Below are 24,394 nucleotides of genomic sequence, written 5' to 3' on the forward strand. Positions count from 1 at the left end.
AGTGCGCCTCACCGCCGCCGGGCGGCGCGGCGGGTCGGCCACCAGAGGGACCGGCCGAGGACGGCGGCGAGGGACGGCACCAGCACCAGGGAGAGGACGAGCGCCGAGAGCATGATGCCGAGTGCCATCGCGAAGGCCACCTGCTCGCTCCCCGGAGTGGTGGCGAGCGTGGCGAACGAACCGGCCAGGACGAGCCCGGCGGTGGCGATCGCCGGTGTGGTGTGGCGGACCGCGCGGGCCACGGCCGCGCGGCTCGGGCCCGGGCGCCGCATCTCCTCGCGGATCCGGTCGGCGATCAGGATGTTGTAGTCGGTGCCGAGCGCCACGACGAACAGGAACAGCACCAGCGGAAGGGTGAAGCTGACCCCCGGCCCCCCGAGGCCGTGCTGGAACAGCAGGGTGGCGGCGCCGAGGGTGGCGGCGAAGCCGAGCCCGACGGAGAGCATCAGCACCACCGGCGCGAGCAGGCTGCGCAGGAGCAGCAGCAGGATCAGCCCGATCAGGGCGGCCGCGACCGGGAACACGATCGTCAGGTCGTGGTCGACGGCGGCCGACACGTCCGCGAGGACCGCCGCCGTCCCGCCGACGTGGCCGGTCAGCCCGGCGGGCGTGTGGCGGGCGACGGCCGCCCGGATCGGGCCGGACACCAGGTCGCGGGCCTGCTGGCTCTGCGGGTCGGCGGTCGGGTAGAGGTCGATCCGGGCGGCCCGGTGGTCCTCGTTCAGGACGGTCCGGCCGACTTGGCCCACGCCGTCGACCTCGCCGAGGGCCCGGGAGAGGCCGTCGAGTGCGGCGGCGGTGAGGGGGGAGCCGTCGGTGGCGGTGAGGAAGACGCTGGTCGGGTCCGCCACCCCGGCCGGCAGGGCGCGGGCCATCTCGGCGGCGGTGGCCGCCGCGGCGGTCCGGCCGCCGGAGTCGCCCCGCCCGTAGTCCATCCGGATGCCGGTCAGCCCGGCGGCCAGCGCGGCGAGCAGGGCGAGGGAGGCGGCCAGCATGGTCATCGGCCGGCGGGTGACCAGCGCGCCGAGCCGGGCGGCCCGGTGGTCGCGTGGCTCGCGGCGCAGCGCGCGGGAGGGCCAGAACATCCTGCGTCCGGCGGCCGCGAGCAGTGCGGGCAGCAGGGTGAGGCTGCCGAGCAGCATCACCAGGACGGCGACGGCGATCGCGGGGCCCAGTGAGCGGAACTGGCCGAAGGTCGCCAGGCCCAGCGTGGCGAAGGCGGCCACGATGGTCAGCGCGGCGGAGGCGATCGCGGTGCCGACCCGGCCGGAGACCTGTTCGGCCGCCTCGCGCGCGGACTGCTCGGGCCGGGCGCGCAGGTGCTCGCGGAAGCGGAACAGCAGGAAGAGTAGGTAGTCGATGCCGATGCCGAGCAGTACCACGTTGATCAGTCCCGGGGTGCCCGCGTCGAGCTTGCGGCCGGTGAGCACGGCCGCACCCGCAACGGCTCCTCCCGCGACCCCGCCGATCAGGGCGACCGCCAGCAGCGGCAGCACGGCCGCCAGCACACTGCGGAACACCAGCACGTTGAGCAGCACGATCAGCCCCGTGACCAGGGCGCTCCCGACCGTGGCGGCGGCCTTGTTGTCGTCGGTGCTGTCGACCGTCTCGGCGAGGGTGCCGGTGAAACCGGTGCGCATCCCCGCTGCGGAGAACTGCGCCCGCGCGGTGTCCCGGAAGGTCCGGTAGACGCCCTGGACCCCCTTGTCGGTGGGATTCCCGGCCAGTTGCACGGAGAGCAGTTCGAAACTCCGGTCGGGCGCCGTCATCGCCGGGGCGATCCGGGGTGTCTGGGAGCGGTCCGGGACCAGGAACCGCGGCAGGTCGTCCTCGCTGGGCATGACCACCCGCTGCCGGGCCAGCTCGGCGGCCTCGTCCTCGATCACCTTCCGGTCGGCGTCGCCCAGGGGCCGGCCGTCGAGGCGGGCGACCAGCACCGTCAGCGTGGTGGCGTCGGGGTCGGCGCCGAACCGCTCCTCGGCGATCCGCAGGGCGGCCGCGGAGTCGTAGCCGCGGGGCAGGAAGTCCCCGGTCTGGTGCTGGGTGACGCGGGCGATCAGCATCGGGGCCAGTCCGGCCAGCGCGACGCCCAGGACCGCCCACAGGGCGATGACCTTCCACGGGTGTCTGGTGGAGAAGCGGGTCAGGGCGCGGATCAACGGGTCCTCCGGCGGACGGGGTCGGGTGTGGGTGGGCCGGGTGCTCCCGGCCGGCTTCCAGACCATCACCGCGGGGGGCCGGCGGGCGTCGGGGCAGCGGATGATCCGGACCGGGGCCCTGGGTCCTCCCGTCGTCCCGGACCAGGAGCCTGGTCCTGGTCGCGAGCCGGTGCCACCCCCTCCGAAGGTCGGTGAACCGCGCCCGCCACCGCTGTCACCTCGGCCGATGTGCAACCCTGTCCCCGGGACGGGGCGCGGACGAAGCCGCGGACACGAGCGTGGACGGCGCCCGGCACGGGACGGGACGGGGAGGCAGACCATGGCCGCGAGGCCGGACACAGGGAGTACGGGTGTGCCCGGCGACGGCCGTCCGCGGCCGGAGGGGGACGGCACGGAGCCGCCGTGGTCCCGCAGCGACCCGCTGGTGACCGCCGGGGCCTGCGCACTGGACCTGCTGAGCTACGTGTTCTTCACCGACCCGGGCGGGCAGCACGCGGTGAGCGTGACGGGCTTCCTCCTGGTCGCGCTGGCGGCCGTGCCGCTGCTCGCCCGGCGCAGCCACCCGGTGGCGGTCCTCACCTGCGTCGTGACCCTCGACGCGACGGCCACGCTGGCCGTCCCGCTGCCCGTCCACTTCGGTGCCGTCCTGGTGGTCGCCCTGTTCACGGTCGCCAGGGCCCGCCCCGGCCGGGTGACGGCGGTGGCGGCCACCGTGACGGCGGCGGTGACGCTGCTGAGCCAGAGCACCGGGCGGACCCCGCCCTGGCAGCCGGCCGTGTCGGCGCCCCTGTCCACCCTGATCGTCGTCGGCACCGCCCTGGTGGTGAACCGCTGGCAACGGGAGGTGGCGGCCAACCGCAGGCTCCTCGCCGACCGTGCGGTGGCCGACGAACGCCGGCGCATCGCACGGGAGTTGCACGACATCGTGGCCCACCACATCACCACCATGCAGCTGATGGCCGGGGGCGCCCGGGCGAACCTCGCGGATCCGGAGGTGGTCCGGGACGCGCTGGTCACCCTGGAGTCCTCCGGGCGACTCGCGCTGCGCGAGATGCGTCAACTCCTCGACGTGCTGCGGGCGGGCGACGAGCCGGAGACCGCGCCGTCGCTGCCCCAGCCCGGCGTCGACGGCCTGGAACGTCTGGCGGCCGAGTCCCGGCAGGCCGGGCTGGCGACCGGGCTCGACGTGCTCGGGCAGCCGCGTCCGCTGCCGCCGACCGTCGGCCTCACGGTGTTCCGGATCGTCCAGGAGGCGCTCACCAACGCCCGCAAGCACGCGGGTTCCGCCCGGGCGTCCGTCCGGCTGACGTACGGCGAGGGCCGGGTGACCGTCGAGGTGCGGGACGACGGCGGTGGTGCGCCGCCGACGGACGGTGCAGTAAGCGGCTCGGGCGGGTACGGCCTGATCGGCATGCGCGAGCGGGTCGCCCTGCACGGCGGCACCCTGGCCGTCGGGCCGCGGCCGGGCGGGGGATTCGCCGTGGTGGCGGACCTGCCGCTGGGCGCGGACGAGGCCGACGAGGCGGCCGTCCAGTACGAGGGGGCGCGCCGATGACCGGGACCGGGCCGGCGGTGCCGGGGATCCGGGTGCTGATCGTGGACGACCAGCCGCTGGTGCGGCGCGGCCTGTCGCTGATCCTGTCGCCCGACCCGTCGTTCGAGGTGGTGGGTGAGGCCGGGGACGGCGCGCAGGCGGTCGCGCTCGCCCTGCGGCTGCGCCCCGACGTCGTGGTGATGGACATCAGGATGCCGGTGCTCGACGGGGTCGGCGCGACCGCGGAACTCGCCGCGGCCCTGCCCGGCTGCCGGGTCCTGGCCCTCAGCACCTTCGACCTCGACGAGTACGTCGTCGGCGCCCTGCGGGCCGGGGCGTACGGCTTCCTGCCGAAGGACAGCTCCCCCGAGGACCTCGGCGCGGCGATCCGCACCGTCCACGCCGGCGAGGCCGTCGTCGCGCCGCGCCTGCTCACCCGGCTGATCTCCACCCACGTCCGGGCTCCCCGCGGGGCCCGGCCCACCGTCACGGGGGCGGCCGACCTCACCCCCCGCGAGGTCGAGGTCTGGCACCTGATGGCCACCGGCCTCGACAACGCCGGGATCTCCCGCGCCCTGGAGATCAGCCTCTCCACGGTCAAGAACCACATCACCAGCATCTTCGACAAGCTCGCCGTCCGGGACCGGGCCCAGGCGGTCATCGCGGCCTACGAGTCGGGCCTGGTCACCGCCGGCGCGGAAGCCGCCGACCGGCCGCCGACGGCCCGGCCCGGGCCCGGCGGGTAGCCGGGCCGGGCAGGTCGTCCGGCGGCGCGCTACCGCGCGGGGCGGTACGGCGAACGGGCCTGCCCCGGGACGGTGTCGGCCCTGCGGGCGTGCAGCACGCTGCCCTCCAGCGGCAGCGGCGCGCAGCCCACCAGGGCGAGCCCCGCGTCGGCGAGCAGCCGGCCGTAGTGGTCGGCGCGGCGTTCGCGGCCGCCGACGTTGCACCGCATGTGGAGGTCCCACGCGGTGGCCAGCGAGCGGGAGTCGTCGGGGGGCAGCACGCGCTCGACGATGAGCAGGTCTGCGTCGGCGGGCATGGCGCGGGCGCAGTGGCGGAGGATCTCGCGGCACCGCTCGTCGTCCCAGTCGTGCAGGATCCGGGAGAGGACGTAGACGTCGCCGCCCGACGGTACGTCCGCGAAGTCGCCCGTCCGGTAGCCGCACCGCTGCCCGCAGCCGGTGGCGTCGAGCGATCGGCGGGCGGCCTCGACGACGTGCGGACGTTCGAGCAGGATCCCGTGGAGGCGCGGGTGCGCGGTGAGGATGCGGGCGAGCAGGGCGCCGTTGCCGCCCGCGACGTCGACGACGGTGGCGGGCTCCGGTCGCGCGGCGGCGGCCGTGACGACCGGGTGGGCGGTGAGCGGCTCGAACATACGGGCGCCGGCGGCCATCGCCCGGTCGAACAGCTCCGCGAGGTCGGGGTGGCGGGCGAAGTGGTCGAAGTGGTTCTCGCCGAAGAGGTGGTCGAAGGCGGCCTCCCCGGTCCGCACCGTGTGCCCCAGCGCGCCGAAGGACCGGTAGAACGGGCCGCCGTACATGAGCGCCAGCGGCCGCATCGACTCCGGGGCGTCCGCGCGCAGCAGCGCGCCGAGGGCGGTGAGCCGGAAGCCGTCCCGGTCGCTCGCCACCACGTCCAGCATCGCGAGGTAGCGCAGCAGCGTGGTCAGGCTGTCCGGGTCGGCACCGACCCGGCGTGCGAGTGCCGCGGTGGCGGTGCCCGCCTCGGTGTCCATGGCGTCGGGCACTTGCAGCTCGGCGAAGACGGCCAGGGCCTGCGTGGTCCACGCGCCGGTCATCAGGCGCAGGAGCGCCTCGGCGGGCTGCCGGGCGCGGTGCCGGTCCAGGTGCTCGGCGAGGACGTCCCGGTGGTCGCCCGGCGCGTAGAGCTCCATCCGCCGGTATCCGGCCTTCGACCCGGCGGGTGCGGTGAAGTAGAACACCGTGCCGTCCTCGTGCGGGTTGTACCCGCCGCCGTCGGCCCGCGCACCGTGCCGGGCGAAGAGCGCGCACATGCCGCGCAGCACCAGCGGATCCGGGTCCCCGACCTCGAAGGCGAGGTGCGCCTCGTGCCCCTGGGCGCGTTCGTGCTCGGCGATCCCGGCGAGCTCGGAGCCCGGCGGGACGGTCAGTGTGAACAGCTCCACCGTCCGGAGCGTCCCGTCCACGCCGGTCACGGACGGGCGCAGGATCCGGACGTCGAGGTCGGCCGGGTCGCGCCGGTGCCGCGCGGCGAGGCGGTCGCGGACCACCACGCTGGGTCGCGCGGGCACGTCCGGGGCCAGTCCGCAGCCGGCCAGCGCGGTGCGCAGGTCCTGCGGTGCCGTCGGGAAGACCAGCAGGGCGGCGTGGGCGAAGTGGCAGCGGTCCACCAGCGCCCGCAGTTCGAGGGCGTCCAGGCCGGGCAGCAGGAGGGGCAGCAGGGCGGAGGCGTCCTGCTGCCGGACGAAGGCGACCGTCTCGCCTAAGCGGGTGGCGTCGTCGTGGGGGACGGTCGTGGTCGGCGTCGCGGTCATCGCGGTCTCCTCGGGTGGGTGCTGGGGGTTCCGGTGCTCGGGGGCATCGGCGCCCGGAAGGGCGCTCAGACGCCGGCGTACTGCTCGGCGAACCAGTGCTGGCAGCTGCGCGAGGTGCGCAGCGACGCGAGGCGGGAGCGGCGCAGGTGGTCGTGGAACGGCGGGACGCCGTCGGAGCCGGGGGCGACGTGCAGCAGCCGGACCATCCAGCGGGAGAACTCCTGGGCGCGCCAGATGTGGTGCAGGCACCGGTCCGAGTACCGCGCGATCCCCTCGGGGGCGCCGTGGCGGAGGTCGTCGACCAGTGCTCGGGCGAGGACCTCCGCCTCCAGCACGGCGAGGTTGGCGCCCTTGGCCGCGGACGGGCTGATCAGGCTCGCGGCGTCGCCCGCGAGGAGGAGGGGGCCGTGGCGCAGGGGTTCGAGGACGTCGGACTCCAGGTGGACGACGGTGCGGTCGAGGACCGGGCCCCGGCGCAGCGGTCCGTGGTCCGCGGCGCGCATCCGCAGCGCCAGTTCGTCCCAGATCCGGTCGTCGGGCCAGTCGTCGGGCGTGCTGCCGCGCTCGCACTGCAGGTAGTAGCGGGTGACGTCGGGGGTCCGCGCCATGTGTCCGGCGAAGCCCCGCTCGTGCACCGCGTAGCCCACGGCGTCCAGGCTCGGTGGCGCCTCGGCGAGCAGGCCGAGCCAGGAGACGCCGTGGTCTAGGTGGTGGCGGCGGACGGATCCCGGCGGCAGGGAGCGCCGTGCGGCGCCGTGGCGGCCGTCGCAGCCGGCGACGTACCGGCCCTGCCAGCGCCCGGGGCGCCCGTCGGCGTCGCGCACGGTGACGGTGGGCCGGGTGCCGTCCAGCCCCTGTACGGTCACCGCCTCCGTCCCGAAGAGCACCGTGCCGCCGGCGTCCTGGTACTGCGTCAGCAGGTCCGTCACCAGCAGGTGCTGCGGGTACACGGTGTGCGGTTCGCCGCGGCCGAGGTGGCCGTAGTCCAGCCGGAACCGGCCGTCCTCGGTGCGGAACTCGCAGGTCGCGTGGGTCCGGCCGTGCCGGTGCAGGCCGCCGGCGAGACCGTGCCGCTCCAGGATCCGCACGGTGTTCGCCGCGAGGAAACCGGCCCGCTGCCTGGTCCGGAGCTGGGCGGGGGTGGCGCGTTCCAGCACGACGCATCCGACGCCGGCGGCGTGCAGCAGGTTCCCGAGCACCAGCCCGGCCGGTCCGGCGCCGAGGATGACCACCTCGGTGGTTCCGTCGGCTGTTCGATCGATCTGACGTCCCGTCACGGAAGTGGATCATAGGCAGCCATCGGTGGGCACCGGCCCGTGGATTCCCCCGCGAGGGCGGGGCGGGAAGCCGTGCACGGGCCGGGTCGGACACCGTCCGCCCGGCGCGACGGCGGCGGGCGGCCGCCGGTGGCGGCGGGGATCGTGCGACCACGATGCGCCGTCCCGGCGCCGGCGACCGCGCGGGGGCCCGGGCCGCACCGCTCGGGCGCCGGACTCCGAAGGCTGACGGTACGGACCGGGGTTGACGCCGGCGCGTGCGGTGACCGTCGCCCGGGGCCGGTGGTCACCGGCGTCCGTGGTCCGTGCGGGCGAATTCTCGCCGGTCGCGGCGCCATCGGCGCGTCCGGGGGGCCGGTCGGCGCCAAGGTGGTGCCCGGCTTCGCTCCTCTGGAGGCATCACCGTGCTCACCCTTCCCGACCGGCTCCCCGTCCGGCTGCTCGCGGTGCCGCTCGCCGCCGTCCTGGTGGTGCTGGTGCCGGCGGGGTCCGCCCCCGGCAGCGCGGGCCGCGCTCCCGGCGCGGCCCGTGCGCTCGCCGCCGACCTCGACCGGCTGCTGGACGACGCGCGTCTGGCGGGTGCCCAGGTCTCCGCCCTGGTCACCGATCCGGCCACCGGCGAGGTGGTGTACGAGCACGCGCCCGGTGCACTGCTGCTCCCGGCCTCCACCCAGAAGACGGTGACCGCCGCGGCCGCGCTCGACCTGCTGGGGCCCGACCACCGGTTCCGTACGCAGGTGCTCGCGACCGGCCCCCGCACGGGCGGGGCCCTCGACGGCGACCTGGTGCTGCGCGGCGGCGGCGACCCGACGCTGCTGCCCGCCGACCTGGACGCCCTCGCCGGGCAGGTGGCCGACGGCGGTGTCACCTCCGTCGACGGCGGCCTGCTGGCGGACGCGAGCCGCTACGACGGCGTGCCGCTCGGCCCCAACTGGGCGTGGGACGACCAGGCGGCGTACTACAGCCCGCAGATCTCCGCGCTCACCCTGACCACCGACGGCGACTTCGACCCGGGCACCGTCCGGCTGACCGTCACCCCGGGCGACGCGCCGGGCCGGCCCGCCGCCGTCCGGGTCACCCCCGCCGAGGCGCCGGTCCACCTCAGCGGCGGGATCCGCACCGGGACGGCCGGCAGCGAGCGCAGCGTGGACGTCGCCCGCCGGCCGGGCGGCAACGAGCTGGTGCTCTCCGGCAGCGTCCCCGCGGACGCGGCGCCCGGTGACGAGTGGATCGCGGTGGACCGCCCGGCCCTCCTCGCCGCGACGGTCTTCGCCGCGGCGCTGGCGCGGCACGGCGTCACCGTGCGCGGCCCGGTCGCCGAGGGGACGGCGCCGCAGGGTGCCGCCGAGCTCGCGGGCCACGACTCCGCGCCGGTCTCCGCGCTGATGACCCCGTTCCTCAAGCTCAGCAACAACGGCATCGCCGAGCACCTGGTCAAGGAGATCGGCCGGGTCCGGGCCGGCGAGGGGAGCTGGACGGCCGGCACCGAGCAGGTGCGCGCGTTCCTGCGGCGCGGCGGACTGGAGGCCGGCGAGGCGCGGCAGGTGGACGGCTCCGGTCTCTCCCGGCACAACCTGCTCAGCTCCCGCCGGCTGGCCGCGCTGCTCGCCTTCGCCCGCCGGCAGAGCTGGTTCACCACCTGGTACGACGCCCTCCCGGTGGCCGGGGACGCCCGGCGGATGGTCGGCGGCACCCTCACCAACCGGCTGCGCGGCACCGCCGCCGAGGGTCGGGTGCACGCCAAGACCGGCTCGATGACCGGCGTCGACGCGCTCACGGGGTACGTCGAGCGTCCGGACGGGCAGCCGCTGGCCTTCACCGTGATCGTCAACAACTTCGCGGCCGCCGGGCCGCGTCCGGTGATCGACGCCTTCGTGGTCCGCCTCGCCGGCGACACCTCCGCGAAGGCCGCACCCGCCGGCCCCGGGGCCCGTACCGGCCGGGGCGCGGCCGCCGACCCGCACGACTGGGAGAACGTCTGCCTCGCGGAGGCGCGGTGCTGAGCCCGGCGCCGAGCCCGGTGCCGCGCACGGCGGCGGCGGCGCCGGCGGCGGGTCGCCGGGCGGGGCGGGCGCTGCTCGCCCTGGTCCCGCTGGTCGCACTGGTCCTCGCGCTCGTACCCGGCTGTGCCCGCCACGGCGCCGACGACTCCCTGCCCGACCCGCCGGCCGTCCCGGGCGGCGCCTACACCGTCGCGCTGACCGAGCCCGACCACCTCACCCCCGGGCGCACCACCAGCAGTTACGCCCTCCAGGTCATCCAGGGGCTGTTCGACCCGCCCGTCAGCCTGGACCCCTCCGACGGGCACGCCGTACCGCTCGCCGCCGAGTCCCTGACCTCGGACGACCAGCGGGTGTGGACGCTGCGGGTGCGCCCCGGCGGGACCTTCCACAACGGCGAGCCGGTCACCGCCCGGAGCTTCGCCGCGGCCTGGAACGCCGCCGCGTACGGCCCCAACGGCTGGGGCAGCAACGGGTACTTCAGCCAGATCGCCGGCTACGACGAGCTGAACCCGGCGGACGGCGCCCAGCCGACGACCCGGGAACTCCCGGGGGTGGAGGTCGTCGACGACGCCACCCTGCGGGTGACCCTGAGCGCCCCGTTCAGCCAGTTCCCGATGCTGCTGGCGTTCCCCGCGTTCGCGCCGCTGCCCTCGGCGGCGTTCACCGACCCGGACGGCTACGACCGGCACCCGGTGGGCAACGGCCCGTACGCGATGGACGGCGACTGGCGGCACAACCTGCGGATCGACCTGCGCCGCGCGGCGGGGTACGCGGGCCTGCGGCCGCCGATGGCAGACCAGGTGCACTTCCGGATTTTCACCAGCAAGGACACCGCCTTCACCGAACTGCGGGCCGGGCACGTCGACTTCATGGCGAGCGTGCCAGCCGCCCGCGCGTACGAGGCGAAGCGGACCTTCGGCCGGCGGTACTCGGTGCGGCCCAGCGGGACCATGGACTACCTCGGCCTGCCGCTGTGGGACCGGCGCTACGCCAATCCGGAGCTGCGGCGCGCGCTGTCGATGGCGATCGACCGCAGGGGCATCACCCGGGCCGTCTTCAACGAGGTGTTCGCGCCGGCCGACTCGCTGGTGGCCGCGATGATCCCGGGCCACCGGGCCGGCGCCTGCGGCGACACCTGCGCCTACCGGCCTGCGGAGGCGAAGGAGCTGTTCGACCGGGCCGGCGGCTTCACCGGCACCCTGGAGCTGTACTTCGCCAACTCCGACCCCACGTACGAGCAGTGGATGACCGCCGTCGCCAACGAGCTGCGGCAGAACCTCGGCATCCGCGACATCGCGTTCCGCAAGATGTCCGGCGCCGACCTCGGCCCGATCCTCAACGGCCGCAAGGCCACCGGCCCGTACCGGCAGAACTGGGTGGTCGACTACCCGAGCGTGCAGAACTACCTGGCCGGACTGCTCGGGCGGGACAACCGCACCGGCTGGTCCAATCCGGCCTTCGACGACGCCCTCGCCCGGGGCAACGCCGCCGCCACGCCGGCGGAGAGCATCGCGCACTACCACGAGGCCGAGGACATCGCGCTCACCGAACTGCCCCTGATCCCGCTGTGGAACTGGCAGGACCAGACGGTCTGGAGCAGCCGGATCGGCAACGTCCTGGTCGATCCGTACGTCGCCGGGCTGCACCTGGAGGCGGTGACCGTCCGGCACTGAACCGACGCACCGACCGACCGACGCACCGACGACGCGAGAGACGGGGGCGCTCCGATGGGCCGCTACATCGCCCGCCGCCTGCTGTACGCCATCCCCGTACTGCTGGCCACCACCTTCCTGATCCACACCATGGTCTTCGTCCTGCCCGGCGACCCGATCCAGGGCCTGGCCGGCGACCGTCCGGTGCCGCCGGCGGTCCTCGCCGAACTGCACCAGCGCTACCACCTCGACGAGCCGCTGTTCGCCCGCTACCTCGCCTACCTCGGCGGACTGCTGACCGGCGACCTCGGCAGCACGTTCACCGGCGAGCCGGTCGCCGACACGCTCGCCGGCCGCTGGCAGGTCACCCTGCGGCTCGGCCTGACGGCGTGGTGCCTGGAGACCGTGCTCGGGGTCGGTCTGGGGGTGTGGGCGGCGCTGCGCAAGGGCGGCTGGGCCGACAACGCCGTGCTGGCCGGGACGACCCTGGTGATCGCCGTCCCGGTCTACATCGTCGGCTACCTCGCCCAGTTGGTCCTGGGCGTGCGGCTGGGCTGGTTCCCGGTCTCCGGCACCGAGGACGGCTGGCCCGCCGCCTATCTGCTGCCCGGGCTGGTGCTCGCCTCCTTCGGCGTCGCGTACGTCGCCCGTCTGACCCGCGCCTCGCTGCTGGAGAACCTGCGCGCCGACTACGTGCGCACCGCCGGGGCGAAGGGCCTGCGGCGGCACCGGGTCGTGCTGCGGCACACCCTGCGCAACTCGATGATCCCGGTGGTGACCTTCCTCGGGGTGGAGCTCGGGTCGCTGATGGCCGGCGCGGTCGTGACCGAGTACATCTTCAACCTGCCCGGCATCGGCCAGCAGGTCTTCCAGGCCATCCAGTTGCGCGAGGGCCCGACCGTGGTCGGCATCACCACACTGCTGGTGCTGGTCTTCTGCCTGGCCAACCTGGTCGTCGACGTCCTGTACGGCCTGCTCGACCCGAGGATCCGCCATGAGTAGCCCGCAGCCCGCGCCCGCCGTTCCCCCCGGCGCCGTTCCGTCCACCGCCGCGCCGGCCGCACCCGCGCCGGCCGGTGCGCCGACCGAGGACCTGCTGCTGCCCCCGAAGGGCGGCCGGCACCCGTCGGACGGCCCGGGCGGGGACCGGCCTCGGGCCGGCCGGCGGCCCGGCGCGGGTGCCTGGCAGGAGCTCCGCTCGCGCCCGCTGGTGATCGCCTGCACCGCCGTCCTGCTGCTGATGGCGCTGATGGCGGCGCTGCCCGACCCGTTCGTCGCACTGCTCACCGACGACACCGGCCGCTGCGAGCTCGCCGACTCCCGGGTCGGGCCGAGCCCCGGGCATCCGTTCGGATTCGACCTGCAAGGGTGCGACTACCTCGCCCAGGTCGTCCGCGGGAGCCGCCCGTCGCTGGTCATCGGCCTGTCGGTGACGGCGGGCGCGCTGGCCGTGGCGGTGCTGCTCGGCCTGCTGGCCGGCTACTGCGGCGGGTGGGTCGACGGCCTGGTCTGCCGGCTGACCGACGTCTTCTTCGGCCTGCCGTTCGTGCTCGGCGCCACCGTCGTCCTGGTGGCCTTCCCCGACCACGGCCTCGGCGCGATGACCCTGGTCCTGGTCGCGCTCGGCTGGACGACCATGGCCCGGGTGATGCGCGCGCAGGTCATCGGGGTGCGGGACGCCGACTTCGTGCAGGCGGCCCGCTCCACCGGCGCCGGCCCGCTGCGCCTGATGGGCCGCCACCTGCTGCCCAACGCGGTGACGCCGGTCGTGGTCGTCGCCATGCTCAACGTCGGCAACGTCATCTCCGGCGAGGCGACGCTCGACTTCCTCGGCGTCGGACTGCAGTACCCCGCACTCTCCTGGGGGCTGCAACTGAACGCCGCGCAGGCGTACTTCCTCGACTTCCCGCACCTGCTGGTGTTCCCCGCGCTGTTCCTGTCGGCGACGGTGCTGAGCTTCATCCTGCTCGGCGACGCCGTACGGGACGCCTACGACCCCAAGCTGAGATGAGGACCGCCGTGCCGACCCGGCCCCGCACCACCGAGCCCGGCACCCGCACCGTGCCGCAGGCCCTGCGCCCCGGCGACCGGGTCGCCGTCGCCGCGCCCGCCGGCCCGCCCGACCCGGAGCTGCTGGACCGCGGCACCGCGCTGCTGGAGTCCTGGGGGCTGGAGGTGACCGTGCTGCCGCACGTGCGCGACACCCACCTCGGCCACCTCGCCGGTCGCGACGCGGACCGCGCCGCCGACCTCACCGCCGCCTGCGCCGACCCCGGGGTGCGGGCGGTGTTCTGCGCCCGGGGCGGCTACGGCACCCAGCGCATGGTGGACCTGGTCGACTGGCCCCGCCTCGCCGCCGCGCCACCCGCCCTGCTGATCGGCTCCAGCGACGTCACCGCCCTGCACGAGGCCTTCGCCGTCCGGCTCGCCACCACCACGCTGCACGCCCCGATGCCCGCCACCGGCGCGATCACCGCCAACCCGACGAGCGCCGCGCACCTGCGCACCGTGCTGTTCGAGCCCGAACGCGTCACCGGGCTGCCGCTCACCGGCCCGCAGCTGGTCCCCGGCACCGCGCGCGGCCGGATCGCCGGCGGCAACGCCAGCCTGCTCGCCGCCTCCGTCGGCACCCCGACCGCCTTCCCGCCGGACGGCTGCCTGCTCCTGCTGGAGGAGGTCGGCGAGGAGCCGTACCGGCTGGACCGCATCCTCACCCAGCTCCTGCGGGCCGGGGTCCTGCACCGGGCCGCGGCCTTCGTGCTCGGCGACTTCACCGACTGCGGGCCACCGCACGAGGTGGAGGCGCTGCTCGCGGACCGCCTCGGCGGCCTGGGCGTCCCGGTCGCCTGCGGCCTGCCGGCCGGCCACGGACCGCTCCAGCTCACGGTGCCGCTGGGCGTCCGGGCCGAGCTCGCCGCAGGGTCCCTCACCCTGCTGGAGCCACCGCTGGCGGCCCGGACGGCGGGCGGAGCGCCGGGCGGGCGACCCGCGAGCGGCGTTCAAGCCGCAGCCGAACGCAGCAAGGCAGCGGACCACGGCACGGCGGCAGGCCGTGAGCCGGCGGGCCGTACGGCGGCGGGCCGCGGTGGGTAGCCTGGGCGGTGAACAGCCGGCACCTCGTCGACGGGAGCACACCGTGAACGACCGCCAGGACGGCCAGGAGGACCGGGACAGCCGGAGCGGGCGCGGCTACCCCGCGATCATCGTGCCGGCAGGACACGTCGAGCCCGTCCCCCGCCGGATCCGCGCCGTGCTCGGGGGCGAGACCGTGCTGGACACCGTCCGGGCCAGCTACGTCTGGGAGCACCCGCACTACCCGCAGTACTACGTCCCGCTGGCCGACGTCCGGGCCGACCTGCTGGTGCCGCAGGACACCGCCCCCGAGGACACTCCCCGCGGGCCGGCGCACCGGTACGGGCTGCGGGTCGGTGACGGGCTGCGCCCCGACGCGGCCCGGGTGCTGCACGCCTCCGGGACGGACGGGCTGGCGGACACCGCGCGCTTCGAGTGGGACGCGTTGGACGCCTGGTACGAGGAGGACGAGCGGGTCTTCGTGCACCCGCGCAGCCCGTACACCCGGGTGGACGCGCTGCGGTCGACCAGGACCGTGCGGGTGGAGCGGGACGGGGTGGTGCTGGCGGAGTCGTCCTCGCCGGTGCTGGTCTTCGAGACGGGCCTGCCGACCCGCTACTACCTCAACCCGGCGGAGGTGGACCTGTCCCGGCTGATCCCCAGCGACACCGTCACCGCCTGCCCGTACAAGGGCACCACGAGCGGCTACTGGACGGCCCGGGCGGGCGGGCGCCTGCACCCGGACCTGGCCTGGTCGTACGGCTTCCCCACCCGGGAACTCCAGCCCATCGCCGGGCTGATCGCGTTCTACAACGAGCGGACCGACCTGTTCCTCGACGGCCGGCCCCTCCAGCGGCCGCGCACCCCCTTCTCCCCCGGGCGCGGGTAGCCGCTCGCGCGGGCACCGGCCGGCGGAACGCGGCAATCTTCATCCCCAGGAGGGACACCGCCGCCGGCGACCTGCCCTTCCCGCCCGTTCGCCGACCGTGCGGAGCGTCCTGCCGCCTACCATCGCCGCTGTCGGGTTTCGCGGGTCGCGGCGCACAACTGCCGCGCGGAGGCAGGGATTGACACAGTGTCCGCAGTGGACGTGGTGCGGGAGTCGGCCGGCGCCGGGCGGGTGGTCCTGTTCGAGGAGTCCGCGCGGGACGGCGCGCAGGCGAAGACCCTGATGCGGGCGGACTTCCGGGTCCGGCTGGCGCGGGAGCAGGGCGCGGTGTTCGGGGCGGACGGACCGCGCCACGTGGTCTTCGCGGCGGGCTTCCCCTCGGTGTGCGGGCAGGAGTTCGAGGCCACCCGCCGGGTCGCCCTGGAGGCCCAGGGCGCGGTGAGCCCCGTCGCCGTCTGCCGGGCCACGGCGGAGGACGTCCGGCTGGCGCTGAGCGCGGTGCGCGGCGCGGCGCACGCCCGGGTCATGGTGATCGTCGCCGCTTCGGAGGCGACCGCGCGCGCCCTCGTCCACCGCGGTGCTCGCGAGGCCCTGGCCCGGGGGCTGGAGACGGTCAAGGAGGCCGTGGACCGCTCGGACGGCACCGCGGTCGACGTCTGTCTGGTGGACGCGCCGCGCGCGGACCACGGCCTGGTCGCCGAGTACGCGGGGGCGATGACGGCCCAGGGCGCGGGGACGGTCGTGATCGCCGACACCGTCGGGGACCTGCTGCCGGGCCCGACCCGCGAGCTGTTCCGGCGGATCGCGGACGGCGCCGGGCCGGACACCGTCCTGGTCTCGCACCTGCACAACGACCTGGGCCTCGGCCTCGCCAACACGCTGGCCGCGCTGGAGAGCGGGGTGCGCGTGGCCGCCTGCTCCTGGCTCGGGATGGCCGAGCGCAGCGGCATGGCCGCCACCGAACAGGTGCTGTTCCTGCTCGCCCACGACCCCGACAAGGCCGCCCGGATCCTGGGGCCGGGCCGCGACGCCTGGTGGACGGCGCCGGACCTCACCCGGCTGCCCGGCATCGCCCGGCTGGTCTCCGCCGAGACCGGCGTCCCGCTCACCGTCACCACGCCGGTGGTCGGCACCGGCGTCGCCAGCATCTCCACCGGCACGCCGTTCACCCACCCGGGGACCTTCCAGCCGTACGACCCGCAGCTTCACCTGGGGCTGGCGCCGACCGTCGTGCTGACCCACCTCGCCAGCCGGCGCGTCCTGGCGGCCGTCGCCGAGCGGCTCGGTCACCGGCTGGACGCCGAACAGACCCGCACGGCGCTCGCCTGGGTCAAGGACCGCGCCTACCGGCTCGGCCGGGCCGTCGTCCCCGACGAGGACTTCGCCGCCTACCTCGACGGGCTCACCTCGGCCGCCGCCGCCCGCGCCACCGGGCCGGTCCGCGCCGACCACGCCGACGGGACGGACCGCGATGCCCGCTCCTGAACCGCTCGACACCGGCGTGGTCGCGGCCGCGCTGGCCGACGGGCGGGCCGCGATCCTGCCCAACCCCAGCCCGCTGACCTATGTCGTCGCCGCCACCGCGCCGGCGGTGGTCAACCACGCCAAGGGGCGGCCCGCCGGCCAGGAGGTCGCCCTGTGGGTCCACCACGACGCCGCCTGGCACGGCCTCGGCGCCGCGCTGGCCCTGTCGCCGGCCGCGCTGCGCAGCGCGCTCACCCTGCTGCGGGACGAGCTGGTCACCCTGCTGGTACCGGTCCGCGCCGGTGAGCCGGTGCCCGGTCCGGCGCTGCCCGCCCTGCGCGACGGCCACCTCCTGCTCTTCGGCGCCCGCTGGCGGCCGCTGGCCCCGCTGCTGGGCGGCTTTCCCCTGCTGTACGTCAGCAGTGCCAACCGCACCGGACGGGCCCCGGTGGCCACCACGGCGGAGGCCGTCGCGGCGTTCGGCCCCGGGGTTCCGGTCCTGGGCGCCGATGCCCTGCGCGACGCCGGCGCGCCGCACGCCGCCACCACGACGCTGCGGATCGCCGCCGACGGGAGCCTGGCCCTCGTCCGCCGCGGGGCGCAGGACCGGGCCCACGGGCCCGATCCGGCCGGCTACCTGGCCCGCTTGCGGGCGGGCCTGGCGCGCTGACCCGTGGCTCACCCGGGCGCCCTGACCCGCGGCTCACCCGGGTGGGGTGATGCCGGGCGGGCCGCGCGGAGCCACACTCGGCGGTGTCCGCCGTCCCCTCCCGGATCGGAGACTTCCGTGAAGGACCTCGAATTCGAGCACAAGCGTTCACTGACCCGGCTGGAGGCCGCCGACCAGCTGGAGGAGCTCGCGGCCGCCCTGCGGCACGGCGGCAACGCGGAACTGCAACTCGGCCCCGGGAAGCTGACCCTGCGCATCCCCGACGAACTCCGCAGCGAGATCGAGGTGGAGGTCGGGGACGGCGAGGTCGAGCTGGAGGTCGAGTTCACGTGGCCGACCGGCCGAACGGAGGAATGATTATCGCGCTGCCGAGGGGCCGGGAAGCGCTCAATAAATAGAACAGACACCCGGTCATTGATCTTTCGTTCACGCTTTTCTGATTGGCTTCAGAGTTCCCGTCGGTGGCCGTACGCCGACGGGAACCTTGATTTCCGGGGCCGTCCGGCCGCGCTCCCGCGCCGCTCCGGCGCCCACCCGCACTCTCGCCCGACTCTCCGGGACCGGCCGCCCATCCGCACAAACCGCAGGTCAAACGAGTGTGTGGTGACCCGGAGCAGCGCCCGAGGAGTGTCGGCCGATGCCGGCCGGCGGCCCGACGGACCCCCCGTCGCCGCCCCGGCGCACAAGACGGCGCCCCGGCGCACTCCGGGATCTCCGCCTGCGCCGGGTAGTGTAATTGCGTGCGGAATTGCCGCGTCCGCGCCGTTGTGGGCGAACTTGGCGGCCCTTAATACTTCACATCGTCCCACCGGATTCCGGGAATTCCCGCTCCGGCCGGTGGCCCGGATTCCGACCCGGCCCGTCAGGGCCGACAGCGGATCCGGCTCCGTTCCCCATCCCCACCCGCTGGTACGTCCCGCCCCGAGGAGGGTTCCGTTGGACAACCGGTACGAGGCCTACGCCTACGCCGACCCGCTGTTCTACGACTCGCCCCGGCGCTGGGGCGCCCAGGAGGAGTTCGAGGCCGTCGGCCGGCCGCTGCCCGCCGGGTGGGAGCGCGGTGACCTCGAAATCTGGGCCGTGGTGCGGCCCACCGGTGTCCAACTGCCCTCGCAGGGCTGGAAGGTCCATGTGTCCTCCTGCGCGGAGGACGCCGAGGCGGTGCTCGACCAGGTCCACTCCTACTGTCTGCAGGAACGAATCACCTTCAAGTTCCTCCGCGGCCTGCCGATCCTCCAGGTGCAGAACTCCAAGTACGCCCCCCGCGGTGCGAGCGGCAAGTTCTGCACGCTGTACCCGGTCGACGACGCCGAGCTGGAGCGATGTCTGACCGGCCTCGGCCCGTTGCTGGCCGGCCGCCGCGGCCCGTACATCCTCAGCGACCTGCGCTGGGGGGACGGCCCGCTCTACCTCCGGTACGGGGGCTTCGCCGAGCGCCACTGCCGCAACGCGGCCGGCGAGCGGGTGCTCGCCCTCGAAGGGCCGGACGGCCGGCTGGTGCCGGACGTCCGCGGGGCAGGCTTCTCCGTCCCCGACTGGGCGCCGGTCCCGGAGTGCATCGCACCGGCCGTGGCCGCCCGCGCCGCGCAGAGCGACACCGGGTTGCCGTACACCGTCGAACGCGTCCTGCACTTCTCCAACGCGGGCGGCGTCTACCTGGCCCGCGACGGGGCCGACGGGCCGCAGGTCGTGCTCAAGGAGGCCCGGCCGCACGCCGGCCTCGACCAGCGCGGGGTCGACGCCGTCACCCGGCTCCGGCAGGAGCACGCCATGATGGCCCGCCTCGACGGGGTGCCCGGCGTACCGGCCCAGCACGGACTGCTGACCGCCTGGGAACACCGCTTCCTGGTCCAGGAGTTCGTCGAGGGCCAGTCGCTCAGCCAGTGGCTGACCGCCAACTACCCGCTGATCCATCCGGACGCCGACGAGCACGCGGTGGCCGAGTACACCCGCGAGGCGCTCGACATCGTCGGACGGATCGAACGGGCCCTGGACGCGATCCACGCCCGCGGGGTGGTCTTCGGCGACCTCCACCCCCGCAACCTGATCATCCGACCCGACGGCGACATCTGCTTCATCGACTTCGAGCTCGCCAGCACCACCGACGACTTCGTCCGCCCCGCACTGGGTGCGGCCGGCTTCACCGCGCCGTCCGGGTACACCGGCGCCCAGGTCGACCGGTACGGTCTGGCCGCCATCCGGCTCTGGCTGTTCCTGCCGCTGGCCCAGCTGCCGGCCCTCGACCCGGGCAAGGCCGGCGAACTCGCCGACGCCCTCGAACGCCGCTTCCCGGTACCCGCCGGGTACACCGACGAGATCCGCCGGATGCTGGGCCCCGCGCCCGCCGACGGCCGGACGCTCCGACCCGAACTCGGTCAGCAGCGCGCCGACACCGCCGCCCTGCTGACCGACCCACAGGCCGACTGGCCCCGGATCAGGGACTCCCTCGCCCGCGGCATCGCGGCGATGGCCACCCCCGACCGGACCGACCGGCTGTTCCCCGGCGACGTCGCCCAGTTCACCCAGGGCGGCCTGGGCCTCGCCCACGGCGCGGCCGGGGTCCTGTACGCCCTGCACGCCACCGGCTCCCCGGTCGACCCCGACCACGTCGACTGGCTCGTCCGCGCCACCCGGACCCGCCCGCCCGGGCCGGGCCTGTACTCCGGCGGACACGGCGTCGCCTACGCACTGGACCTGCTGGGCGAACGCGACACCGCCCTCGACCTGCTGGAACGGCTCTCGGCCCGGCCGGACGACGAACCGGGCCCCGGGCTGGCCGGCGGCGGCGCGGGCATCGCGCTGACGCTCCTGCACTTCGCCGACGCCACCGCGGACGAACGACTGCTGGACGAGGCCGTCACGCTCGCCAGGTCCTCGGCCGACGCCCTGGAGAAGGCCGGTTCGGGCGACGCGAACCGCAGGGCCGGCCTGCTGGCCGGCGGCTCCGGCGCCGCACTCGCCCTGGTCCGGCTGTACGAGCGGACCGGCGACCCCTCGCTGCTCGACCAGGCGGAGACCCTGCTCCGGCTGGACCTGGACCGCTGCGTGTCGGTCGCCGACGGGACCCTCCAGGTGGTCGACGGCCGCCGGGTGCTGCCCTACATCGAGACCGGCAGTGCGGGCATCGGCCTGGCCCTGGACGCCCTGCTGGCGCACCGCCCGGACAGCCCGTCGGCCGCCGACGAACCGCCGATCCGCCGGGCCGCCGAGCCGGAGTTCATCATCCAGCCGGGCCTGTTCAACGGACGTGCCGGACTCCTCGGCTACCTGGCCCTGACCCGGCCGCGCGCCCGCGCCGCGGACGGGACGCCGGACGGCCGGGCCGTGCTGGACCGCCAGCGCCGGCTGCTGGCCCTGCACCAGATCTCCTACCGGGGAGAACTCGCCTTCCCCGGGGACCAGTTGCTGCGCCTCTCGGCCGACCTGGCCACCGGCTCCGCCGGTGTGCTGCTGGCGCTGGGAACGGCGCTGGCCGGCACCCCCTTCCTCCCCTGGACCGGCAGTCCGGCCGACCGGCCGTCGACCGCCGCCCCCGGCTGACCGGGCCCCCGGGCCCACGACGCCACCGGGCGCAGCCGCGCCCCCACCGACTCCCGGCCGCCGGCCGGGCGATACACACCGCTTAACGAAGGAGAACAGTCATGGCGATCCTCGACCTCCAGACCATGGACCTGCCCGAGACCGAGGCGGCCCCCATCGACGACACCCTGGCCAGCACGAGCTCGCTCAGCGTGCTCAACTGCGGCACCAGCACGGTCAGCACGCTCATCTGTCTCTGACCTGCGCCACCGCCCCCTGAGGGCGGGCAGCACGCCGAGCCGGCCGGGCCGCCACCACGGGCCCGGCCGGCCACCGGGCCGGAGCAGCGCCCCGCTGCTCCGGCCCGGTCCGCGTCTGGGGCCCGCGCCGATCCACCGCCCGACGGGCGCACCGCCCGCGACCCCGAACCATCCAGAGAGGTTCCCCGTGGCCGACCAGCTCCCCCGTCCCGCCCGCCGCGCTCCGGGCCCGGTCCGGCTCCGCCGAGAACTGAGCGCCGAGCCCGGGCGGCTCGTCCTCGCCCTGCTGCTGGCGCTGGCCGCCACCGCGGCGGCCCTCGCGCTGCCGCTGCTCGTCCGCAACGTCATCACCGACTTCTCCGCCCACCGGCCGCTGGGCACCGACATCCTGCTGATGTGCGCGGCCGCCGTCGCGGGCGCCGTCGAGCAGGCCGGCTCCGGCTTCCTGCTGGCCCGCATCGGCGAGCGGATGGCGTACCGGCTGCGGATCCGCCTGATGGAGCACGCGCTGCGACTGCCGCTTTCGGTGGTACGGACCCAGGGCACCGGCGAGCTCGCGGCCCGGATCACCTCGGACGCCGCGCTGCTGCGGCAGGTCGTCGACGTGGCCACCCAGCTGCCGCTGGCGGCCCTGACCGTGGTGTCGACGCTCGCCGTGATGGTGTGGATCGACTGGGTGCTCACGCTGGTCACGGTCGTCTCGCTGGCGGCGCTGACGGTCCTGCTGCTGCTGGTCCTGCGCCGGATGAAGGCCAACGTGACCGGCCAGCAGGTGGCGGTCGGCCAGATCGCGCAGCGCTTCACCTCCAGCCTGGACGCGCTCACCACGATCAAGGCGTACCGGGCGGAACCGGTGGCGGCCCGCACCCTGGCGGCGGACGCGGAGGCCCTGCAGACCGTCTCGCTGGAGGGGGCCCGTCTCGGCGCCCTGATCCCCGCGTTGCTCACCCTCGGCAACCAGTTCGCGATGATCGCCGTGATCCTCACCGGCGGCGCCCGGCTGGCCTCCGGGGACCTCCAGGTCGCCGCCTTCGCCGCGTTCCTGCTGTACCTGCTGCAGACCATCCCGTCGGTCAGCACCCTGGCCACCGGCCTCGGCCGGCTCCAGGCCGGCCTGGCGGCCCGGGACCGCTGCAACGACCTGCTGCTGCTCCCGCAGGAGACCGACCACCGGGACGACGGGCGGGCCGTGCCCACCCCGGCGCCGGACGCCCCGTCCGTGGTGTTCAGCTCCGTCTCGTACACGCACGCCGGGGCCTGCGACGCCGCGCTGCGCGGCATCTCCTTCAGCACCGCCAGGACCGGGCTGACCGCCGTGGTCGGGCCCTCGGGCGCCGGCAAGAGCACCGCGCTGTCGCTGATCGACCGGTTCATCCGGCCGACCTCCGGCTCGATCACGGTGCTCGGGCACGACACCCGGCACTGGCCGCTGGACGCGCTGCGTGCCCGGATCGCCTACGTCGACCAGGCGTTCACCCTGCTGGAGGCCACCGCCCGGGAGAACCTGCAGCTCGGCCGCGCCACCACCGCCACGGACGAGGAGCTCGCGGCCGCGCTGGACGCCGTCGGCCTCACCGAGGACATCGCCCGGCTGCCGCAGGGCCTGGACACCCTGCTCGGGCGGGAGTCGGACCTGTCCGGCGGCCAGCGCCAGCGGATGGCGCTGGCCCGCGCGCTGCTCTCGGACGCCGACATCGTCCTGCTGGACGAGCCGACCAGCCAGCTGGACGGCCTCAACGAGCAGCGGTTCCGGGCCGTGGTGGAGGATCTCGCGGCCACCCGCGCGGTGATCGTGGTCGCCCACCGGCTGTCCACGGTGCAGCACGCCCACCACGTGATCATGATGAGCGAGGGCAGCGTCCTGGACGCGGGCGACCACCCCGCCCTGCTGGAACGCTGCACCCCGTACCGGGAACTGGTCGCCAGCCAGGCCACGGCGGTGCACTGACCGGCCCCGCGGGTCCGCCGAGCCGGTCGGGCTCGGCGGCCGTGAGCGGAGCCGGTCAGTCCCGGCGGCCGAGGAGGACGGGGAGTTCCTTGCGGCCGTTGGATATGAAGGACTCCAGCGGGCGCAGCTCGGCCGGGGGCACGGCGAGCGCGAGGTCGGGGAAGCGGCCGAACAGGGCGCTCAGGGCGATCCGGGCCTCCAGGCGGGCGAGTTCGGCGCCGAGGCAGAAGTGGGTGCCGTGCCCGAAGGAGAGGTGGTCCCGGCGGGTGTCCCGGGTGAGGTCGAACCGGTCGGCCGTCCCGCCGTGCAGGCCGGGGTCGCGGCCGGCCGCGGCGAAGTTGATGACGATCAGCTCGCCCTTCGGGAGGGTCACGCCGGTGTCGGGGTCGTGCAGGTCCTCGGTGGCGAAGCGCGGGATGATGTTGGCCACCGGGGCCTGGTGGCGCAGGGTCTCCTCGACGGCGTCCGACCAGGTGGCAGCGGAGCCGCGGACGAGGGCGAGCTGCTCGGGGTTCTCGACCAGGTTGACCACGGCGTGGTCGAGGAGGTTGACGGTGGTCTCGTGTCCGGCGCCGATCAGCAGCAGCAGGCTGTCGAGGAGTTCCTGTTCGGACAGGCCGGTGCCGGTCTCGTCGTCGCGGGCTCCGATCAGGGCGCTGGTGACGTCGTCGCCGAGGTCCTGCCGCTTGGCCGCGACCAGTTCGGCGAGCAGCCGGTAGACGGCCTGGCCGTTGGCGACGGCCTGCTCGGCGGTGACGTCGGTGTCGAAGAGGCTGCCGACGGTGCTGCGGAAGTCGTCGTGCATCGCCTCGGGGACGCCGAGCAGGGTGTTGACGACCATCAGGGGCAGTACCCAGGTGAACCGGGCGTGCAGGTCGACCGGTCCGTCGCCGGCGTCGGCGGCGAGCCGGTCCGTGAGGTCGGCGGCGATCTCCTCGATCACCGGGGTGAGCTGCCGGACCCGCCGGGCGCTGAACGCGGTGCCGATCAGGCGGCGCAGCCGGGTGTGTTCGGGCCCGTGGGCGGTGAGCGCGTTGCGGACGTCGATCCAGATCCGCAGCGGCCAGTCCTCGGCGACCTCGCCGTCGAGGTAGGCGGGCCAGTGCCGGTGGGCGTCCTTGGAGACCCGGGGGTCGGTGAGCAGCCGTTTGATCAGGCCCGGGTCGGTGACGGACCAGGCCCGGATGCCGCCGGGCAGCTCGACCGGGGTCGCCGGGCCGCGGGCACGGAGCAGGGCGGCCTCGCCGTGGAGGTCGGCCGCGGTGGTGTCGAGTCGGTACGGGCAGCGCTGAGTGTCCATCAGGAGGGCTCTCCGGTGGTCGGATCGGTACATGTTGATCAAGATCGGTCGCCGCAGAGGAATGTACCCGCACGATCCCGTCCCCGGGCGGCTTTTCGCCGATTCCCCGACGCCGGCGGTGGCCGCTCC

Annotated in this window: 18 protein-coding genes; 14 read left to right on the forward strand and 4 right to left on the reverse strand. The window is 75.3% G+C overall.

Annotated features, from left to right (window positions below):
• Window positions 1–8: 8 nt before the first annotated feature.
• Window positions 9–2,159, reverse strand: coding sequence for an MMPL family transporter (locus tag ACIOFR_RS29375; RefSeq protein ID WP_401002238.1), 2,151 nt, complete (start codon window positions 2,157–2,159; stop codon window positions 9–11).
• Between the two features lie 352 nt (window positions 2,160–2,511).
• Between ACIOFR_RS29375 and ACIOFR_RS29380 the strand changes: the two genes are divergently transcribed.
• Entirely contained in the window at window positions 2,512–3,714 is a 1,203-nt protein-coding gene (locus ACIOFR_RS29380) for a sensor histidine kinase (RefSeq protein WP_401002239.1), read from the forward strand.
• Entirely contained in the window at window positions 3,711–4,439 is a 729-nt protein-coding gene (locus ACIOFR_RS29385) for a response regulator (protein ID WP_401002240.1), read from the forward strand. Before ACIOFR_RS29380 ends, ACIOFR_RS29385 begins: the two co-directional genes overlap by 4 nt.
• A gap of 29 nt (window positions 4,440–4,468) precedes the next feature.
• Here the strand turns inward: ACIOFR_RS29385 and ACIOFR_RS29390 are convergent, their stop codons facing one another.
• On the reverse strand, window positions 4,469–6,211 hold the full coding sequence (locus ACIOFR_RS29390) for a methyltransferase (RefSeq protein ID WP_401002241.1): 1,743 nt from the start codon (window positions 6,209–6,211) through the stop codon (window positions 4,469–4,471).
• Window positions 6,212–6,276: 65 nt separating this feature from the next.
• Window positions 6,277–7,443, reverse strand: a complete 1,167-nt coding sequence (locus ACIOFR_RS29395) for a 4-hydroxybenzoate 3-monooxygenase (protein ID WP_401002284.1) — start codon at window positions 7,441–7,443, stop codon at window positions 6,277–6,279.
• Window positions 7,444–7,892: 449 nt separating this feature from the next.
• Here ACIOFR_RS29395 and dacB point away from each other — a divergent pair, with 449 nt between their 5' ends.
• The 12 genes from dacB (at window position 7,893) to ACIOFR_RS29455 (ending at window position 22,965) form a co-directional block, all read left to right on the forward strand.
• Window positions 7,893–9,491 carry a D-alanyl-D-alanine carboxypeptidase/D-alanyl-D-alanine-endopeptidase gene (gene dacB / locus ACIOFR_RS29400; protein WP_401002242.1) on the forward strand — a complete coding sequence of 533 codons (1,599 nt, stop codon included), beginning with the start codon at window positions 7,893–7,895 and terminating at the stop codon, window positions 9,489–9,491.
• On the forward strand, window positions 9,485–11,164 hold the full coding sequence (locus ACIOFR_RS29405) for an ABC transporter substrate-binding protein (RefSeq protein WP_401002243.1): 1,680 nt from the start codon (window positions 9,485–9,487) through the stop codon (window positions 11,162–11,164). The genes dacB and ACIOFR_RS29405 overlap by 7 nt, the downstream gene beginning before the upstream one ends.
• A 54-nt stretch (window positions 11,165–11,218) precedes the next feature.
• Window positions 11,219–12,145 (forward strand): ABC transporter permease, encoded by a 927-nt coding sequence (locus ACIOFR_RS29410; protein ID WP_401002244.1) that lies wholly within the window; start codon window positions 11,219–11,221, stop codon window positions 12,143–12,145.
• Entirely contained in the window at window positions 12,138–13,154 is a 1,017-nt protein-coding gene (locus ACIOFR_RS29415; RefSeq protein WP_401002245.1) for an ABC transporter permease, read from the forward strand. The genes ACIOFR_RS29410 and ACIOFR_RS29415 overlap by 8 nt, the downstream gene beginning before the upstream one ends.
• Before the next feature lie 8 nt (window positions 13,155–13,162).
• Entirely contained in the window at window positions 13,163–14,236 is a 1,074-nt protein-coding gene (locus tag ACIOFR_RS29420) for an LD-carboxypeptidase (protein WP_401002246.1), read from the forward strand.
• Between the two features lie 43 nt (window positions 14,237–14,279).
• Window positions 14,280–15,104, forward strand: coding sequence for a DUF427 domain-containing protein (locus tag ACIOFR_RS29425; RefSeq protein ID WP_401002247.1), 825 nt, complete (start codon window positions 14,280–14,282; stop codon window positions 15,102–15,104).
• A 186-nt stretch (window positions 15,105–15,290) separates the two neighbouring features.
• Window positions 15,291–16,589, forward strand: coding sequence for a 2-isopropylmalate synthase (locus ACIOFR_RS29430; protein WP_401002248.1), 1,299 nt, complete (start codon window positions 15,291–15,293; stop codon window positions 16,587–16,589).
• Complete coding sequence (locus ACIOFR_RS29435) at window positions 16,576–17,238, forward strand: hypothetical protein (RefSeq protein ID WP_401002249.1); 663 nt, start codon at window positions 16,576–16,578, stop codon at window positions 17,236–17,238. The genes ACIOFR_RS29430 and ACIOFR_RS29435 overlap by 14 nt, the downstream gene beginning before the upstream one ends.
• 117 nt (window positions 17,239–17,355) lie before the next feature.
• Window positions 17,356–17,595 carry an amphi-Trp domain-containing protein gene (locus tag ACIOFR_RS29440; RefSeq protein ID WP_401002250.1) on the forward strand — a complete coding sequence of 80 codons (240 nt, stop codon included), beginning with the start codon at window positions 17,356–17,358 and terminating at the stop codon, window positions 17,593–17,595.
• Between the two features lie 579 nt (window positions 17,596–18,174).
• Window positions 18,175–20,778 (forward strand): class III lanthionine synthetase LanKC, encoded by a 2,604-nt coding sequence (gene lanKC / locus ACIOFR_RS29445; RefSeq protein WP_401002251.1) that lies wholly within the window; start codon window positions 18,175–18,177, stop codon window positions 20,776–20,778.
• A 101-nt stretch (window positions 20,779–20,879) separates the two neighbouring features.
• Entirely contained in the window at window positions 20,880–21,017 is a 138-nt protein-coding gene (locus ACIOFR_RS29450) for a SapB/AmfS family lanthipeptide (protein ID WP_380268247.1), read from the forward strand.
• Window positions 21,018–21,204: 187 nt separating this feature from the next.
• Window positions 21,205–22,965, forward strand: coding sequence for an ABC transporter ATP-binding protein (locus ACIOFR_RS29455; protein WP_401002252.1), 1,761 nt, complete (start codon window positions 21,205–21,207; stop codon window positions 22,963–22,965).
• Window positions 22,966–23,020: 55 nt separating this feature from the next.
• Here ACIOFR_RS29455 and ACIOFR_RS29460 read toward each other — a convergent pair whose 3' ends face one another.
• Entirely contained in the window at window positions 23,021–24,265 is a 1,245-nt protein-coding gene (locus ACIOFR_RS29460; RefSeq protein ID WP_401002253.1) for a cytochrome P450, read from the reverse strand.
• Window positions 24,266–24,394 lie beyond the last annotated feature (129 nt).

It is taken from the genome of Kitasatospora sp. NPDC088346 (assembly GCF_044740765.1).
In the GTDB taxonomy this organism is placed as follows: domain Bacteria; phylum Actinomycetota; class Actinomycetes; order Streptomycetales; family Streptomycetaceae; genus Kitasatospora.

Coding starts and splice junctions, on each gene's coding strand:
- ACIOFR_RS29385 (WP_401002240.1), top strand. CDS start 3,711: ATGACCGGGACCGGGCCGGCGGTGCCGGGGATCCGGGTGCTGATCGTG.
- ACIOFR_RS29390 (WP_401002241.1), bottom strand. CDS start 6,211: ATGACCGCGACGCCGACCACGACCGTCCCCCACGACGACGCCACCCGC.
- ACIOFR_RS29410 (WP_401002244.1), top strand. CDS start 11,219: ATGGGCCGCTACATCGCCCGCCGCCTGCTGTACGCCATCCCCGTACTG.
- ACIOFR_RS29415 (WP_401002245.1), top strand. CDS start 12,138: ATGAGTAGCCCGCAGCCCGCGCCCGCCGTTCCCCCCGGCGCCGTTCCG.
- ACIOFR_RS29435 (WP_401002249.1), top strand. CDS start 16,576: ATGCCCGCTCCTGAACCGCTCGACACCGGCGTGGTCGCGGCCGCGCTG.
- ACIOFR_RS29450 (WP_380268247.1), top strand. CDS start 20,880: ATGGCGATCCTCGACCTCCAGACCATGGACCTGCCCGAGACCGAGGCG.
- ACIOFR_RS29460 (WP_401002253.1), bottom strand. CDS start 24,265: ATGGACACTCAGCGCTGCCCGTACCGACTCGACACCACCGCGGCCGAC.